Genomic DNA, 16,290 nt, shown 5'->3' with positions numbered 1-16,290 from the left:
TTTCTTTTGTCGCCCGAAAAGTGGGCGAGAAATTTCGCGTGGTCGGACTCGAAAGGCGCCTGTCGCCTTCGGTCGCCGGCCCGATCCTTCCTCCTGTCTCCGAGGTTCCGATGTCCCTGGAAATCGTCATCCTGGCTGCTGGCCAGGGCACCCGCATGAGATCCGCTCTACCCAAGGTGCTGCATCCCGTGGCCGGTTGCAGCATGCTGGGGCATGTCCTCGACCGCGCCCGTGAATTGCAGCCAGCCGGCATTCACGTCGTCATCGGGCATGGCGCCGACCAGGTCCGTAGCCAGCTGGCCGCCGACGACGTGAGCTTCGTGGTCCAGGCCGAGCAGCTCGGCACCGGCCATGCCGTGGCCCGGGCGGCGCCGGCGCTGACGGCGGAGCGGGTGCTGATCCTCTATGGCGATGTTCCCCTGATCCAGACCGAGACCCTGCAGCGCCTGCTGCAGCAGGTGGATGACGGTCACCTGGCGCTGCTGACCGTGGAGCTGGACGATCCCACTGGCTATGGCCGCATCCTGCGCGATGACCAGGGGCGGGTAACCGCCATCGTCGAGCACAAGGACGCCAGCGACGCCCAGCGCACCATTCGCGAAGGCAATACCGGCATTCTTGCGGTACCCGGTCGGCGACTGGCGGATTGGCTGGGCCGCTTGTCCAACAGCAATGCCCAGGGCGAGTATTACCTGACCGACGTCATCGCCCTCGCGGTAGCGGACGGCCTGACCATCGCCACCAGCCAGCCAGCGGATGCCATGGAAGTACAGGGCGCCAACGATCGCCGGCAACTGGCCCAGCTGGAGCGGCACTTCCAGCAACGCGCCGCCGAGCGCCTGATGCTGCAGGGCGTGACCCTGCTGGACCCCCTGCGCTTCGATCAGCGTGGGCAGGTCGAGGCCGGCCGCGACGTCTCCATCGACGTCAATGTCATTCTCGAGGGTCGGGTGGTGCTGGAGGACGGCGTGAGCATCGGCCCGAATTGCGTGATCAAGGACAGCGTCCTCAAGCGCGGCGCCATCATCAAGGCCAACAGTCATCTGGATGGCGCCGTGGTGGGGGAGGGTGCCGACGTCGGTCCCTTCGCTCGCCTGCGACTCGGTAGCGAACTGGGCAGCAAGGCCCATGTGGGCAACTTCGTCGAGCTGAAGAACGCTCATCTACAGGATGGCGCCAAGGCCGGTCACCTCACCTACCTGGGTGATGCCAGCATAGGTCCAGGCAGCAACATAGGCGCGGGTACTATTACCTGCAACTATGACGGCGCTAACAAGTTTCGAACCGAAATCGGCGCGGATGTTTTTGTGGGTTCCAACAGTTCGCTGGTGGCTCCGGTCAACCTCGGCGCGGGCGCGACCACGGCGGCTGGCTCGGTCATCACGGCAGATGTTCCCGCTGATACCCTGGCGCTGGGGCGGGCCCGGCAGGTCAACAAGACCGGCTGGCAGCGACCGAAGAAGGCCCCCAAGACTTGACGGCCGCTCGCTATTAGGTTTTGATTCGATCCATTATCTTTCGAATCGAAATTTATGACCCGTCGCAATACCGCGCAGCGCCGTCATGCCATCCTCGCCCAGCTTCAGGAGCAGGGCGAGGTGAGCGTGGACGGGCTGGCCCGTCAGCTGGAGACCTCCGAGGTCACCATCCGCAAGGACCTGGCCACCCTCGAGCGCAATGGCCTGCTGCTGCGTCGCTACGGCGGCGCGGTGGCCATGCCTCAGGAACTGCTGGCCGAGGCACCGCCTCAGGCGTCGCCTTTCAAGCAGGCCATCGCCCGGGCCGCCGCCCAGCGCCTGCGCGAACATGCACGGATCATCATCGACTGCGGCAGCACCACGGCGGCGCTGATTCCCCAGCTCGATCGCCGCCCCGGGCTGGTGGTCATGACCAATTCCCTGCAGGTGGCCATGGCGCTGCGCGAGTTGGAGCAGGAACCCATGCTGCTGATGACCGGCGGTACCTGGGATCCGCATTCGGAATCCTTCCAGGGCCAGGTCGCCGAGCAAGTGCTCAGATCCTACGACTTCGACCAGCTGTTCATCGGCGCCGACGGTCTCGATCCGGAGCGCGGTACCACCACCTTCAACGAGCATCTGTCGCTGTCGCGAGTGATGGCCGAGGTAGCGCGGGAAGTGGTGGTCATGGCCGAAGCGAGCAAGCTGGGCAGGCGAATTCCCAATCTGGAACTACCTTGGGAAAGGGTGGACGTGCTCATCACCGATGAGCGCCTGCCCGCCGAGGCAGCCCGGGCAATCGAAACCCGGGGGGTGCAGGTGGTCTGCGCCCCTGTGGAAAACTAGACAATCAGGTCATCCACAGGCGGCCCTGCCGGGTCGCTGTGGATAAGACGGCAACGGGAGGTAAGCATGTGTGGAATCGTCGGCGCCATTGCCGAGCGTAACATCACCGCCATTCTGGTCGAGGGTCTCAAGCGCCTGGAATACCGTGGCTACGACAGTGCCGGTCTGGCGCTGCTGGATGCTCAGGGCGAGTTGCAGCGCCTGCGCCGCATCGGCAAGGTCAGCGAGCTGGAAGCGGCGCTGCTGGCCGATCCCCTGGCCGGTCGCCTGGGCATTGCTCACACCCGCTGGGCGACCCATGGTGCACCCACCGAAGCCAATGCCCACCCGCATTTCTCCCAGGGTGACGTGGCCGTGGTGCACAACGGCATCATCGAAAACCACGAAGCCCTGCGCGCCCAGCTCAAGGCTCAGGGCTATGTCTTCACCTCCCAGACCGACACCGAGGTCATCGTCCATCTGTTGCACCTCAAACTGCAGGACAGCGGCGACCTGACCACGGCGCTCAAGGCAGCGGTCAAGGAGCTGCACGGCGCCTACGGCCTGGCGGCGGTCTGGCGCCAGCAGCCGGATCGCCTGGTGGCGACCCGCAGCGGCAGTCCCCTGGTGATCGGCCTTGGCCTCGGCGAGAACTACCTGGCCTCCGACCAGCTGGCGCTGCGTCAGGTCACCGACCGTTTCGTCTATCTGGAAGAGGGCGACGTGGCCGAGATCCGCCTGGATCAGGTCCACCTCTGGGACGTGAACGGCGTGCCGGTCCAGCGCGAGACGGTGCAGTACCACGAAGGCAGCGAAGCGGCTGACAAGGGCGCCTATCGTCATTTCATGCTCAAGGAGATCCACGAGCAGCCCAGCGTGGTCCAGCGCACCCTGGAAGGGCGCCTGGGTGATGGGCAGGTGCTGCCCGAGGCCTTTGGCCCCTCGGCGTCCGCGTTGTTTGCCAAGGTGCGCCATGTACAGATCGTCGCCTGTGGCACCAGCTTCCATGCCGGTTCGGTGGCGCGCTACTGGATCGAGGAATACGTGGGCATTCCCTGCCAGGTCGAGGTGGCCAGCGAATTCCGCTACCGCCGCGTCGCCGTCAGCCCGGATACCCTGTTCGTCACCATCTCCCAGTCCGGCGAGACCGCCGATACCCTGGCCGCGCTGCGCATGGCCAAGCAATCCGGCTATCTGAGCAGTCTGGCGATCTGCAACGTGGCGACCAGCTCCCTGGTGCGCGAATCCCAGCTGAGCTTCCTGACCCAGGCCGGTCCGGAGATCGGCGTGGCCTCGACCAAGGCCTTCACCACCCAGCTGGTCTCTCTGCTGTTGCTGACCCTGAGTCTGGGACGCTGCCAGCAACGCCTGGATGCCGGTGTCGAGGCCGAGCTGGTGGCCGAGCTGCGCCGGCTGCCGGCGCGTCTGGATGAGGCGCTGGCCATGGACAAGACCGTCGAGAAGCTCGCCGAGTCCTTTGCCGAGAAGCACCACACCCTGTTCCTGGGGCGCGGCGAGCAGTATCCCGTGGCGATGGAAGGCGCACTCAAGCTCAAGGAGATCTCCTACATCCACGCCGAGGCCTATCCGGCCGGCGAACTCAAGCACGGTCCGCTGGCGCTGGTGGATGCCGATATGCCGGTGGTGACGGTGGCGCCCAACAACGAGCTGCTGGAAAAGCTCAAGTCCAACCTGCAGGAGGTGCGGGCGCGGGGTGGTCAGCTGATCGTCTTCGCCGACGAGCGCGCCGCTTTCGAGGAAGGCGAGGGCACCCGCATCGTGCCCATGCCGCACATCCACGATGCCCTGTCGCCGATCCTCTACACCATCCCGCTGCAGCTGCTGTCCTACCACGTGGCCGTGTTCAAGGGCACCGATGTGGATCAGCCGCGCAACCTGGCCAAGTCGGTAACCGTGGAATAAGCGGTTCCACGTGGAACCTCAGGGTACGCGCCAGCTGCCCTGATTCTGCTGACTGCAGGCGACGGCCAGGAAGCGGCCGTCGCCGGGCTCACCGTAATAGTGGATGTCCTGCCGATAGGGCACACCCGGGCTACGCGCACCCTGGCAGATCCCGATCTCGCCCACCGGGCAGCGGTCGACGAAGCGCACCTCGGTCTGCTGACCCTTGAGCTGCGGCTGGCAGAAGCCGTCACGAAACAGCTGGGCGGGGATATCGATGTTGCTCTGGCAGATCTGCACGTCCACACTGGCCTGACGACTGCGGATCACGCAGGCATCGGCGAGTGCCAGTGACGGCAACAGCAGCAGCGGGATCAGCGATCGCCACATTCCAGCCCCTCTCCTCGATCAAATCGCCACTCTAGCATTCGACCTCCCGCCATGCGCCTCGCCGATATCAAGACCCATGTGATCGCCGGTCCTCTGGGGGCCGGCAAGACCACCCTGATCCGCCAGCTGTTCGCCCAGCGTCCCGCCCATGAACGGTGGGCGATCCTGGTCAATGAATTCGGCCAGGTCGGACTCGATGCGGCGCTGATGACCCCGGACGACGAGGGCCTGAGTATCGCCGAGGTCCCGGGTGGTTGCCTGTGCTGCGTCCAGGGCGTACCCCTGCAGGTGGCCCTCACACGGCTGTTGCGACGCGCTCGGCCGCAGCGGCTGTTCATCGAGCCCTCCGGTCTCGGCCATCCCGCCAGCCTCTATCGGCAACTCCAGGCCTCGCCCTGGGCCGGGGTGCTGAGCCTGCAACCCCTGATCTGGGTAGTGGATGCCCGGCAGGTGCTGCAAGGCCAGCCCCTGCCGGAGGCCCAGCAACAGGCGCTGGAGCAGGCCGGTCTGGTCGTGCTCAACAAGAGCGCCGGTCTGGATCGGACGCTCCTGCCTGCGCAACTGGGCGACCGGCCGCTGTACTGGACCGAGGGCGGACAGATCCCCTTAACTGAACTACCCGTGGCAAATGCCGAGGCATCGACTGGCGGCGAGCTGCCCGAGCCTGGCGCCGTCATCAGCCCGCAGGCACTGCTGCTGCCGGGGCGTCCGCTGCGCTTCAGCCATATCCAGGAGGGACACCAGGCCGTCGGTTGGCGCTGGCATTCCAGTCACAGCTTCGATGGGCCGGCGCTGCTGACCCTGCTGGGTGGTCTTCCTGGCCTGCTCAGATTGAAGGCGGTCCTGCAACTGGCGGACGGCTGGCAGGCCTACAATGGTCTCGCCGGAGAAGGGCGCTGGGAACCGACGCCATGGCGGCGTGACAACCGGCTGGAGCTGATCCTGAAGGAGAGGCCGGATCTAGAGGCTCTCGAAAAGGCGCTGCGCGGGACCATTCGCGACATTTGAGGTTGCCAAATTTCTTCAGTTAATGATAATGATTATTAAATTTACTTCCTCTGCGTATTGCTCCCATGGCTCCGACGTCGCTTGCCAAGCCTGACCCCCTCGTAATCGCTGCACGTTCCGACGGCGATGAGGTGGAATCCGTCCAGGGACCCGTCAGGGCCGCCCTGACCGGCGACGTGGAGCCGGTGGCAGGGGTCAATGCCGAGCGAAGCGAGCCTTCGGCCACCATCCTGTCGTTCCGCATGCCCGAGCGTAACGAAGAGATCCTGACACCGGTACTGACCCCGGTCGGTGCGGCCGAGCCGGGCGAGCAGCCACCGCGTGGCCGTGGCTGGGGCGCCGCCTCGGCGCTGTCGCTGATCATGCATGCCAGCATGGCAGCGGCGCTGTTCATGGTGGTCCAGGCGCCGCCGGAGTTGAAGATCGCCAAGGGTGACGAACCCATGCAGGTCAGCTTCATCCAGTTGCCCAAACCGGTTCCTGAACCCCCGGCGCAAACCCCGGCACCGCCCGCGCCGCCGCCGCCACAACCCGAACCGCCGCCCCCGGAGCCTCCCAAGCCCGTGGAACCACCGAAGCCGGTGGAGCCGCCCAAGCCAGTGGTGGAAAAGCCCAAACCCAAGCCGAAGCCCAAGCCGGTCGAACACAGCCAGCAGAAGCCGCTGCCGAAAAAGGTCGAGCCTGCTCCGGAGCCCGTCGCCCAGGCCGCGCCGTCACCGGCACCCGCGCCTGCGGCCACCGCTGCACCCAGTCAGCCGGCGCCGGCCGCGGCGCCTTCCGGCCCGCCAAAGACCGCGGGTCTGCCTACCGGCAGCATCGACGACGCCGATATCCGGCCGGTCAAGATGACACCGCCGGAATACCCGGAAATGCTCCGTCGTCGCGGTGTGGGTGGCGAGGTGCGGGTGATGTTCACCGTGACCGCTGACGGTCGACTGGCCGACATCCAGGTGCTGGAAGCCTCCAACAAGCAACTGGAGCGCGCCGTGCTCGAGGTGCTGGGCGAGTGGCGCTTCGCCCCGCGGGTCTCCGGTGGTCAGATCGTGCCGCGCAAGGCGACCAAGACCTTCAACTTCAAGATCCAGCGCCGCTAGGTCGTCAGATCGCGCAGTCCCTGTTCGCTGGATCGCTCCAGGTCTGGATAACGGGACGCGCCATGGTCGAGCATTGCCCGAGCCCGAGCCCGATGCCGTCGAACGACGGCGATCTAACCGGCAAAACTCAAAAGGTTTCCTTGAGCGCCTGATAGCGCTCTTGAAGTTCCCGGCGGATCTGCCGGCGCTGCTGCGCCTGCACACAGCGTCGCTTCTCGTCCGTCGTCGCCGGTTCGAGTTGGGGAACCGGGCAGGATTTGCCGTCTTCGTCCACGGCGACCATGGTGAAGAAACAGCTGTTGGTATGGCGTACCGAGCGTTGCTGGATGTTCTCGGTGATGACCTTGATGCCGATCTCCATGGAGGTGGTCCCGGTGTAGTTCACCGAGGCGAGAAAGGTCACCAACTCGCCGACATGGATAGGTTCGCGAAAGATCACCTGGTCCACCGATAGCGTGACCACGTAGCGCCCGGCATAGCGGCTGGCGCAGGCATAGGCCACTTCGTCGAGATACTTGAGAAGCGCGCCCCCGTGGACCTTGCCGGAAAAGTTGGCCAGGTCCGGGGTCATCAGGATGGTCATGCTCAACTGGTGGTTGCCGGCTTCCATGGGCGAATCCTCGAGGGGAAATCCTGTAGACGGCGCAGCGGCGCCGTCTGTCACAGCCATCAACGGCCGGCGGAGAGACCGAAGTCGATGGGCAGGTCGGCGCCGGAAATGGCTGCCGCCTGGGGCTGACAGAGGAAATAGACGAACTCGGCCACCTCTTCCGGCTGGATGAAACGCGCGGTTTCGCCCTGCGGATAGCGATTGAGCAGGTTGCGACGATAGCCCGCCGGATCGCCGCTGCCGTAGTGGGCAGCCTGGAAGTCCAGCATGGGGGTGTCGATGTCACCTGGCGAGACGGCGTTGACCCGCACGCCATCGCGCGCCAGCTCCACCGCCAAATTCTGGCTGAAGAAGCGCACCGCCGCCTTGGCGGCACCATAGGCCGCCGCACCGGCGATGGGCTGACGCCCGGCGCCGCTGGCGACATTGATGATGACGCCGCGATTTTCCTTGAGGAAGGGGATGGCCGCCGAGCACATGAAGAAGGTGGCCTTGAGATTGACCGCCATCACCAGGTCGTAGTCGTCCTCGGTAAAGGTCTCCACCTCGCCTTCGCGCCAGATGCCCGCGGCATTGATCAGGGCATCCAGGCGCCCGGTACGGGCCATGACCTTGCTGACCAGGGAGCGGCAGCCCTCGGCGCTGGAGATATCGGCGGTCACGCTGGAATCCAGGCCGACGATGCCGTTCAGCCCATGCAGGCCCTCGGCATCGCGGTCGGCGGCGGCAACGCGCCAGCGACTCTGGGCGAAGCGTTGCGCCAGGGCGCGGCCGAGGCCGCCCGCAGCGCCGGTGATCAGGACGACGGGAGTGCTCATGACGCTTCCTCCGGAGTGATGGCCTTATCCAGACCCGTGTCGGGCGGGGTCGTTCAGTACCGGCCCGGTCAGCCTTCCAGCCAGACGTCGCGCGCCCAGATCCACACCGAATCCCAGGATTCGTCGGTCAGGTCGCCGTCTTCCCACAACAGTACCTCGCCTTCCTGACTGACGCAGTAGTAGCCGTCGTCGCTGGCGCAGAGGGGAATGTACTCCCGTGGCAGGCCTTCGTCCCAGGCAGTGGCGGCCACTTCCGGCAGATAGGTGTGGGACTGCGGATCGGTGACGGTCACCGGCTCGATACGGCCATAGACCACGTCGCTGACGGTCAGCAGGAATTCACGGAATTCCGGCGGCAGACTGATGAGCAGTTCTTCCTCGATCTCGACCAGCAGGTCTTCGTCGGGCAGCTCCAGGGGTACGGGAACGGGTTCGTTTTCTTCACGCAGGCGTTCGATGACGTCTTCCATAGCAGGCCTCTCTCGAAATGCGCACCGGATAAAGGGAAAAGAGGCGCGCAAGGTTAGCAGTTCAGTCCGGGATAACGGCAGCTTCCGTGCGGACTTGATAGCGGTTTCGAGAGATGTTCGGCAGGCGGCGCCCATGAAAAAGCCCGGCGTAGAGCCGGGCTTTTCGGTAAAGCGCCGTTATCAGGCGTTCTGGCGGATACCGGCCAGCAGCCAGGGCTGGTTCTCGCCGGCCATGCGCTCCATGCGCCAGCTTTCGCTGAACGGCTGGCCCTGGTCGAAACGCGATTCCTTGGAGACACCGTTGAAGGTGATGGTGGCGATGGTCTTGCCTTGCAGATCCTCGACACCGTCCAGGGTAGCGTTCAGGTTCTCGATGTAGGTGGACTGGAAGCCTTCGCCCAACGCAGCGCGCTCGTCACGCAGCCACTGCAGCATCTGCGGGGTGACGAACTCGGAGATCTTGTCCATCTCGTTGGCGTCCCAGTGCTGCTGCAGGCTCATGAAGTGATCACGACCAGCTGCCACGAAGCGCTCGGCATTGAACCAGCTCGGTGCGTTGATCACCGGCGCGGTACCGGCAGCGGCACCCCCGAACAGACCGCCATTGCTGGGCTGGTTGGGCATCTCGCGCTGCATGGGCGCATGACCGGCCACGGCGGGCTGCGGACCGGCCTGCTGCTTGCGACGGGCGATCAGGCGGAAGATCACGAAGGCGATGAGGGCCAGGATCAGGAAGTCGAAGAACTGGAAGCCTTCGAAGCCGTCACCCATGAACATGGAGGCCAGCAGACCACCGGCGGCGATACCGGCCAGCGGGCCGAGCCAGCGCGAGGCGCCACTGGGACGGGCAGCGGCGGCGGCGCCAGCACCGGCGGCAGGAGCGGCCATGCCCGGCTGCTGGGTCGGCGCGGCCTGGCGGGTCTGGTGGATGGGCGCGGCGCCAGCGGACTTGCCGGCGCCCATGCGTTTGGCATTGGCATCCAGGCTGAGCGTGAGGCCCAGGCACAGGATCATGAAGATGCTCATCAGGCGTTGCATGTGGTGTTCTCTCTGTGAAGAGTCTGGTGTTGGATACATCTTGCGCTGCCCGGTCAAGTACAGCCAGCGTGAATTGTTTCGGTATTTTGCCCTGTCGGCGTTCCCTGGAAGCAGGCCGCCAAGTGCCTGCGACCGTTGAAAATTTCCAAGCACATCAATCTATTACAGATTTTTGCAAAATCCGTCACAAGAGTTTGCAGATGCTAGTCTTGGTCTCCAGTCAGCGCAGGTGTCGGGAGAGTGCCCGGCCCGTCAGAGGAGGGCCCGGCCGATGCATGCTCTAGCTTTTATCCAGGACATGGCCGTCATCATGCTGGTGGCCGGCGTGGTGACCATCCTCTTCCATCGCCTCAAGCAGCCCGTGGTCCTGGGCTATATCCTCGCCGGCTTCATCATCGGACCCCACACCCCGCCATTCGGTCTGATCCACGACGAAGAAAGCATCAAGACCCTCGCCGAGGTGGGGGTCATCTTCCTGATGTTCAGCCTCGGTCTGGAATTCTCGCTGCGCAAGCTGTTCCGGGTGGGCGCCACGGCCTTCATCGCCGCCTTCCTCGAGATCAGCCTGATGCTCTGGCTGGGTTACCAGGTGGGGCAGATGTTCGGCTGGTCGCACATGGATTCGCTGTTCCTCGGCGCCATCCTGGCCATCTCCTCGACCACCATCATCGTCAAGGCGCTCAACGAGCTGAAGATGAAGCACGAGCGCTTCGCCCAGCAGATCTTTGGCGTGCTGATCGTCGAGGACATCCTCGGCATCGGCATCATCGCCCTGCTGTCGGGGCTGGCGGTGAGCGGCTCGGTGGAGCCGGGCGCGGTGGCCTCGACCCTGGGCAAGCTGAGTCTGTTCATGATCGTGGCCCTGGTCATCGGCATCCTGCTGGTGCCGCGGCTGCTGGCCTACGTGGCCACCTTCGAAAGCAACGAGATGCTGCTGATCACGGTGCTGGGACTCTGCTTCGGCTTCTGCCTGCTGGTGGCCAAGCTGGAGTACAGCGTGGTGCTGGGTGCCTTCCTGATCGGCGCCATCATGGCCGAGTCGCGCCAGCTGCTGCAGATCGAAAAGCTGGTGGAGCCGCTGCGCGACATGTTCAGCGCCATCTTCTTCGTCGCCATCGGCCTGCTGCTCGACCCCAAGGTGCTGGTGGAATACGCCTGGCCGATCACCGTGATCAGCGTCGCCGTGGTCCTGGGCAAGATCCTCGCCTGCAGCCTGGGGACCCTGATCGCCGGCAACGACGGCCGGACTTCGCTGCGGGTCGGCATGGGTCTGGCGCAGATCGGCGAGTTCTCCTTCATCATCGCCACCCTGGGGATCACCCTGGGCGTCACCAGCCATTTCCTCTATCCGGTGGCGGTGGCCGTGTCGGCGGTCACCACGCTGCTCACCCCCTATCTGATCAGGGCCGCCGATCCGCTGGCGTTGTGGATCGGCCGCTGGCTGCCGCAGCCCCTGCAGCGGGTGCTGGGCATCTATGGCGAATGGCTGCGCAGCATCCAGCCCCAGGGCGAGAAGGCGGTCCTGGCCGGCATGATGAGGCGCATCCTGCTGCAGGTCGGCATCAACCTGTCGCTGGTCATCGCCATCTTCCTGGGCGGGGCCTATTTCGCCGGCGGCCTGGCGAGCTGGCTCAGCACCTGGATCGCCGATTCCGATCTGCAGAAGGCCTGCATCTGGGGTGGCGCGTTGCTGCTGTCGCTGCCCTGCCTGATCGCCGCCTATCGCAAGCTCAAGGCCCTGGCCATGCTGATGGCCGAACTCAGCGTCAGGCAGAACCAGGCCGGGCGCTATACGCAGCCGGTGCGGCGACTGGTCAGCGAGTTGATCCCGCTGCTGTCGCTGGCCGGCATCCTGGTGCTGCTGGCGGCCCTGAGCAGCAGCATCCTGCCGCGCGGCGAGCTGTTGCTGCTGATCGGCCTGGTCGCGGTGGTGGTGATCGCGGTGCTGTGGCGCTGGTTCATCCGCGTCCATTCGCGACTGCAGATCGCCTTCATCGAGACCCTGGAACAGGACAAGGGCGGACAGCATTAGGCCGCTTTTGCGCAATCCTGCCATTGCCGGCTGGGGATCGACGCGGCAGAATCGCTCTAAGTCGCCCGTTTGAATGAACGGGGCGATGGCAAGGGAATGCGCAATGCAGGAAATCGGCTTGGCCGCTTTCTGCCGTCCGGCAATCTCCCACCGGCGGTCAGGCCCTTTTCCTGCGCCCCTTCAAGGTCGCCAGGCGAGCAGCAGCACGCCCCCGCCGATGGCGGCGATGCCGCACCACTGGCGCAGGTCCAGGCGCTCACCCAGCAGCGCCACGCCAAAGATCGCCACCAGCACCACGCTCAGCTTGTCCACTGGCGCCACCAGCGACGCCGGGCCCAGCTTGAGCGCCCGGTAGTAGCACAGCCAGGACAGGCCGGTGGCCACGCCCGAGAGCAGCAGGAACAGATAGCTGCGCCCGGCGATGCCGGCCAGGGGTTGCGCCTGCCCGGTGGCCTGGACGATGGCCGCCAGGACCACCACGACCACCAGGGTGCGCAGCAGGGTGGCGAAATCGGCGTTGACGTGTTCCACGCCCAGCTTGCCGAAGATGGCCGTGAGGGCGGCGAAGGCCGCCGCCAGGAGCGCCCAGAACAGCCAGGAGGCGGTCATCGCTAGAGGGGTTCGAGCTTGGCGTAGCTCACCATCAGCCACTTGCTGCCTTCGGACTTGAAGTTGACCTGCACCCGGGCATGGGCGCCGGAGCCCTCGTAGTTGAGGATGACGCCTTCGCCGAACAGGGCATGACGCACCGGCTGACCGAGGCTGAAGGTGGTTTCCGGCACCGGCGCCTGGGCGAAGAGGTTGGGACGACTGCCGGCGAAGGGCTGCTTGACCGCATTGGACAGGCGCACCTCCTGGATCAGGCCGTCCGGTACCTCGCGGACGAAGCGCGACACCTTGTTGTAGGTCTCGCTGCCGTAGAGACGGCGGGTCTCCGCATAGCTCATCACCAGGCGGCGCATGGCGCGGGTGATACCCACATAGGCCAGGCGACGTTCCTCTTCCAGACGGCCGGGTTCCTCCAGGCTCATCTTGTGCGGAAACAGCCCTTCCTCCATGCCGGCGAGGAACACCAGGGGGAATTCCAGGCCCTTGGCGCTGTGCAGGGTCATCAGCTGAACGCTGTCTTCGTGGCTGTCGGCCTGGGTGTCCCCGGATTCCAGGGCCGCGTGGTCGAGGAAAGCCGCCAGGGGCGTCATCTCCTCGTCACCGCTGAAATCGAAGGAACGCGCGGCGCTGACCAGTTCTTCCAGGTTTTCCACCCGTGCCTGGCCTTTCTCGCCCTTTTCTTCCTTGTGGAAGGTGACCAGGCCGGTCTGCTCGATGATCTGCTGCACCAGGTTGTGCAGGGACAGGTCCTCGGCCTTGAGGGCCAGGGTATCAACCAGCTCGACGAAGACGTTGAGCGCCGAGGCGGCGCGACCCGACACCGCGCGGGCGCCGACCAGGTCGTGCAGCGCCTGCCACAGTGAGGTGTTCTGCGCCCGGGCCGCGCTGCGCAGCGCCTCCACGGTCTTCTCGCCGATGCCCCGCGGCGGCACGTTGATCACCCGCTCCAGAGCCGCGTCGTCATGGCGATGCTGGATCAGCCGCAGGTAGGCCATGGCGTTCTTGATCTCGGCGCGCTCGAAGAATCTCAGACCGCCATAGATGCGATAGGGGATCTTCTCGCGCAGCAGCGCCTCTTCCAGCACCCGCGACTGGGCGTTGGAGCGGTAGAGGATCGCCATCTCGCTGCGCCGGCTGCCCTTCTTGAACTCGCTCTCGATGGTTTCGACGATGTAGCGGGCTTCGTCGTGCTCGTTGAAGCCGGCATAGAGGGTGATGGCCTCGCCTTCGCCGGTATCGGTCCACAGCTCCTTGCCGAGACGGCCGAAGTTGTGGGCGATCAGGCCGTTGGCGGCCTTGAGAATGGTATCGGTGGAACGGTAGTTCTGCTCCAGGCGGATGATCTCGGCCGAGAAGTCCTCGTTGAACTGCTGGATGTTCTCGATCTTGGCGCCGCGCCAGCCATAGATGGACTGGTCGTCGTCGCCCACCACCATGAGGCTGGCGCCGTTCTGGGCGAGGTGCTTGAGCCAGGCGTACTGGACGGCATTGGTGTCCTGGAATTCGTCGACCAGGAGATGCTGGAAGCGCCGCTGGTAGTGTTCCAGCAGGCTGGGATTGTTGCGCCACAGATCCAGGGCGCGCAGCAGCAGCTCGGAGAAGTCGATCACTCCAGCACGAGCGCAGGCCGCCTCGTAGGCTTCGTAGATGCTGCGCATGGTGCTGAGGAAGAGATCGCCGGCGGCCTGGATGTGCTGCGGCCGCAGGCCTTCGTCCTTCTGGCCGTTGATGAACCACTGCGCCTGGCGCGCCGGCCAGCGCTGCTCGTCGAGGCCCAGCTCGCGGATCACCCGCTTGACGATGCGCTGCTGGTCGTCGCTGTCGAGGATCTGGAAATTCTGCGACAGCCCCGCTTCCTGCCAGTGGGCCCGCAGCAGACGGTGCGCGAGACCGTGGAAGGTGCCGACCCACATGCCCTGGGGACTCATGCCGAGCAATTGCTCGATGCGGTGGCGCATCTCGGCGGCGGCCTTGTTGGTGAAGGTCACCGAGAGGATGGAGTGCGGCGAGGCGCGCTCGACTTGGATCAGCCAGGCGATGCGGTGCACCAGCACTCGGGTCTTGCCCGAGCCGGCACCGGCCAGGACCAGTTGGCGACCCAGGGGCGCGGCCACGGCCTGACGCTGGGCATCGTTGAGGGAATTGAGCAGCAGGGAGATGTCGTCATTCATCGCCGCATTCTACCGATGCGGTAGAAGGAGCGCCAAACCAGACGGATGGGAGGCGAGGCGGGTAGCGCGGGGCAGCCGAACCCCCGGCCAGCAGGGCTGGCCGGGGATCAGGGGAAGGCTTGGGAGCGGCGCGTCAGGCGGCGATCGGCGAGCGCCAGTCGTCGGAACCGGAGGTGCCGGAGACCTCGTGGGTCCAGACGATCTTGCGGTAGGTGAAGTAGACGTCTTCCAGGTGGGTGAAGTGCGCCATGCTCGGGTCCTGGCAGTTGGGCATGCGCGACTGGACATCGACGATGATGGCGTCCTCCAGCTCGATGGTGAAGTAGTGCTCCTGGGTGCCGGTGGCCGAGGTGCGGTACCACTCCAGGCGGCACTTGCCGAGGCGTTCGCCGGAGGTGAGGGCATTGAAGATCAGCGGCGAGGCCTTGTCGAAGACCTTGGTGATCATCAGCGGCTTGTGCACGCGCTGGCCGGTGGGCTGACCCGACTGGGGATCGCGGGGAATGATCACCTGGTGATTGAAGGCCTGGACCAGGATCTGGTCTTCGTGGCCTTCCTGGAAGATGTTGCCGACCGAGTCTTCGGTAAAGGTGCCGGCGGTGATCAGGCCTTGCTTGGTGCCTTCGAGGGACAGATACGCGGGGATTGGCATGGTGCTCTCCTTGCCTGGTGATAGGGCTTCATGGCCCGGGTACCAGGTCTTAACAAGGGCCGTGCCAGAACCGAAAAATCCTTTCTGATCAGTGACTTGTAAAAGGACTACAAGACGGGGGCCGGACTACTGTGCGCCACTGCTCGGGAATCTGCGTAAGGCCTTGCGCAGAGCGGTTCAAAAGCTGCTCCGGCTCAGGTAGTCGCCTGTCCGGGCGACTACCAAGTGCTGGCGGGAGGGCGAAAAAGACCGTGCTGAATCGTAATGACCAAGAGCCTTGGCGATCGTTATGTAGTATAAGTGCGACGCACTACATCCGCCCGCTAGACGAGATACGCCTGTGAACCTCATGCAACACATTGCTCAATCCCGCCACCTGCTGCGCAAGTCGGAGCTCAAGGTCGCCGAGCAGGTCATGGTGGATCCGGCTGCCGTCATGCACAGCTCCATGGCCGACCTCGCCCACAACGTCGGCGTGAGCGAGCCCACCATCGTGCGTTTCTGCCGGGCCATCGGTTGCGATGGCTTCCAGGATCTCAAGCTGCGCCTGGCGCAGAGCCTGGCGGCGGGGGCCAGTTTCGGCCAGTTCGCCATCCACGAGAACGATGCGGTGGAAGACTTCAGCCTGAAGATCTTCGACACCACCCTGCACACCCTCATGGACGTGCGCGAGCGCCTGGACATGCGGGCGCTGGAAACGGCCATCGAGGCGATCGCCAAGGCCCAGCGGGTGATGTTCTACGGCTTCGGCGCCTCGGGTTCGGTGGCCAACGACGCCCAGCACAAGTTCTTTCGCCTGCAGCTCAGCGCCACCGCCTATTCCGATCCGCACATGCAGGCCATGTCGGCGGCGACCCTGACGCCGTCCGACGCCGCCATCTGCATCTCCCAGTCGGGGCGTTCCAAGGACCTGCTGATCACCGCCAATCTGGTGCGCGACAACGGCGCCGCGCTGATCACCATCTGCCCGGGACAGACGCCGCTGGCCGACCTGTCGACGGTCAACATCGCCATCGACGTGCACGAAGACACCGACATCTATGTGCCCCTGACCTCGCGCATCGCCCACCTGGTGGTGATCGATGTACTGGCCATGGGCGTGGCCATGTCCCGTGGTCCGGCGCTGGTCGAGCATCTCAAGAGCGTGAAGCGCAGCCTGCGCAGTTTGCGGCTGTCGTCGAAGTCGACCAAGCACAGCGACACCCAATAGTCGT

15 protein-coding genes are annotated in these 16,290 nt (G+C 65.1%); 7 read left to right on the top strand and 8 right to left on the bottom strand.

The window, feature by feature from the left end; all coding sequences use genetic code 11:
- Nucleotides 1-110: 110 nt before the first annotated feature.
- From glmU to glmS, 3 genes are all read left to right on the top strand, one after another.
- Nucleotides 111-1,478, top strand: a complete 1,368-nt coding sequence (gene glmU, locus QE444_RS02835; RefSeq protein ID WP_309737314.1) for a bifunctional UDP-N-acetylglucosamine diphosphorylase/glucosamine-1-phosphate N-acetyltransferase GlmU — start codon at nucleotides 111-113, stop codon at nucleotides 1,476-1,478.
- 54 nt (nucleotides 1,479-1,532) lie between these two features.
- Nucleotides 1,533-2,303 (top strand): DeoR family transcriptional regulator, encoded by a 771-nt coding sequence (locus tag QE444_RS02830; protein ID WP_309737313.1) that lies wholly within the window; start codon nucleotides 1,533-1,535, stop codon nucleotides 2,301-2,303.
- Between the two features lie 66 nt (nucleotides 2,304-2,369).
- Nucleotides 2,370-4,205 carry a glutamine--fructose-6-phosphate transaminase (isomerizing) gene (gene glmS, locus QE444_RS02825; RefSeq protein ID WP_309737312.1) on the top strand — a complete coding sequence of 612 codons (1,836 nt, stop codon included), beginning with the start codon at nucleotides 2,370-2,372 and terminating at the stop codon, nucleotides 4,203-4,205.
- 18 nt (nucleotides 4,206-4,223) lie between these two features.
- Here glmS and QE444_RS02820 read toward each other — a convergent pair whose 3' ends face one another.
- A complete protein-coding gene (locus QE444_RS02820) occupies nucleotides 4,224-4,574 on the bottom strand; it encodes an NADH:ubiquinone oxidoreductase (protein WP_158890705.1) in 351 nt (116 codons plus the stop codon).
- 51 nt (nucleotides 4,575-4,625) lie between these two features.
- Here QE444_RS02820 and QE444_RS02815 point away from each other — a divergent pair, with 51 nt between their 5' ends.
- Nucleotides 4,626-5,582, top strand: coding sequence for a CobW-like GTP-binding protein (locus QE444_RS02815; RefSeq protein ID WP_309737311.1), 957 nt, complete (start codon nucleotides 4,626-4,628; stop codon nucleotides 5,580-5,582).
- 131 nt (nucleotides 5,583-5,713) lie between these two features.
- Entirely contained in the window at nucleotides 5,714-6,676 is a 963-nt protein-coding gene (locus tag QE444_RS02810; RefSeq protein WP_280310132.1) for an energy transducer TonB, read from the top strand.
- Between the two features lie 127 nt (nucleotides 6,677-6,803).
- On the opposite strand, the gene QE444_RS02805 is transcribed toward QE444_RS02810, so the two are convergent.
- From QE444_RS02805 to QE444_RS02790, 4 genes are all read right to left on the bottom strand, one after another.
- On the bottom strand, nucleotides 6,804-7,286 hold the full coding sequence (locus QE444_RS02805; RefSeq protein WP_133860207.1) for an acyl-CoA thioesterase: 483 nt from the start codon (nucleotides 7,284-7,286) through the stop codon (nucleotides 6,804-6,806).
- Between the two features lie 59 nt (nucleotides 7,287-7,345).
- The gene (locus tag QE444_RS02800) at nucleotides 7,346-8,104 is read right to left on the bottom strand and encodes an SDR family NAD(P)-dependent oxidoreductase (protein WP_027598710.1); all 759 of its coding nucleotides are present in this window, start codon (nucleotides 8,102-8,104) and stop codon (nucleotides 7,346-7,348) included.
- A 68-nt stretch (nucleotides 8,105-8,172) separates the two neighbouring features.
- Entirely contained in the window at nucleotides 8,173-8,574 is a 402-nt protein-coding gene (locus QE444_RS02795) for an SMI1/KNR4 family protein (protein ID WP_133860206.1), read from the bottom strand.
- A gap of 180 nt (nucleotides 8,575-8,754) precedes the next feature.
- On the bottom strand, nucleotides 8,755-9,612 hold the full coding sequence (locus QE444_RS02790) for a TIM44-like domain-containing protein (protein ID WP_309737310.1): 858 nt from the start codon (nucleotides 9,610-9,612) through the stop codon (nucleotides 8,755-8,757).
- Between the two features lie 271 nt (nucleotides 9,613-9,883).
- On the opposite strand from QE444_RS02790, the gene QE444_RS02785 reads away from it, so the two are divergent.
- The gene (locus tag QE444_RS02785) at nucleotides 9,884-11,644 is read left to right on the top strand and encodes a cation:proton antiporter (protein ID WP_309737309.1); all 1,761 of its coding nucleotides are present in this window, start codon (nucleotides 9,884-9,886) and stop codon (nucleotides 11,642-11,644) included.
- Nucleotides 11,645-11,824: 180 nt separating this feature from the next.
- On the opposite strand, the gene QE444_RS02780 is transcribed toward QE444_RS02785, so the two are convergent.
- The 3 genes from QE444_RS02780 to QE444_RS02770 form a co-directional block, all read right to left on the bottom strand.
- Complete coding sequence (locus tag QE444_RS02780; RefSeq protein WP_309737308.1) at nucleotides 11,825-12,253, bottom strand: EamA family transporter; 429 nt, start codon at nucleotides 12,251-12,253, stop codon at nucleotides 11,825-11,827.
- Nucleotides 12,254-12,255: 2 nt separating this feature from the next.
- Nucleotides 12,256-14,424, bottom strand: a complete 2,169-nt coding sequence (uvrD, locus tag QE444_RS02775; protein WP_187980742.1) for a DNA helicase II — start codon at nucleotides 14,422-14,424, stop codon at nucleotides 12,256-12,258.
- Between the two features lie 133 nt (nucleotides 14,425-14,557).
- Nucleotides 14,558-15,076 carry an Hcp family type VI secretion system effector gene (locus QE444_RS02770; protein ID WP_309737307.1) on the bottom strand — a complete coding sequence of 173 codons (519 nt, stop codon included), beginning with the start codon at nucleotides 15,074-15,076 and terminating at the stop codon, nucleotides 14,558-14,560.
- Nucleotides 15,077-15,416: 340 nt separating this feature from the next.
- On the opposite strand from QE444_RS02770, the gene hexR reads away from it, so the two are divergent.
- Nucleotides 15,417-16,286 carry a transcriptional regulator HexR gene (hexR, locus tag QE444_RS02765; RefSeq protein ID WP_017639169.1) on the top strand — a complete coding sequence of 290 codons (870 nt, stop codon included), beginning with the start codon at nucleotides 15,417-15,419 and terminating at the stop codon, nucleotides 16,284-16,286.
- Nucleotides 16,287-16,290: the final 4 nt, after the last annotated feature.

Source organism: Pseudomonas sp. SORGH_AS_0199 (assembly GCF_031453735.1).
Taxonomy (GTDB): Bacteria; Pseudomonadota; Gammaproteobacteria; order Pseudomonadales; family Pseudomonadaceae; genus Chryseomonas; species Chryseomonas aestiva.
This window is presented reverse-complemented; position numbering and strand designations above follow the sequence as displayed.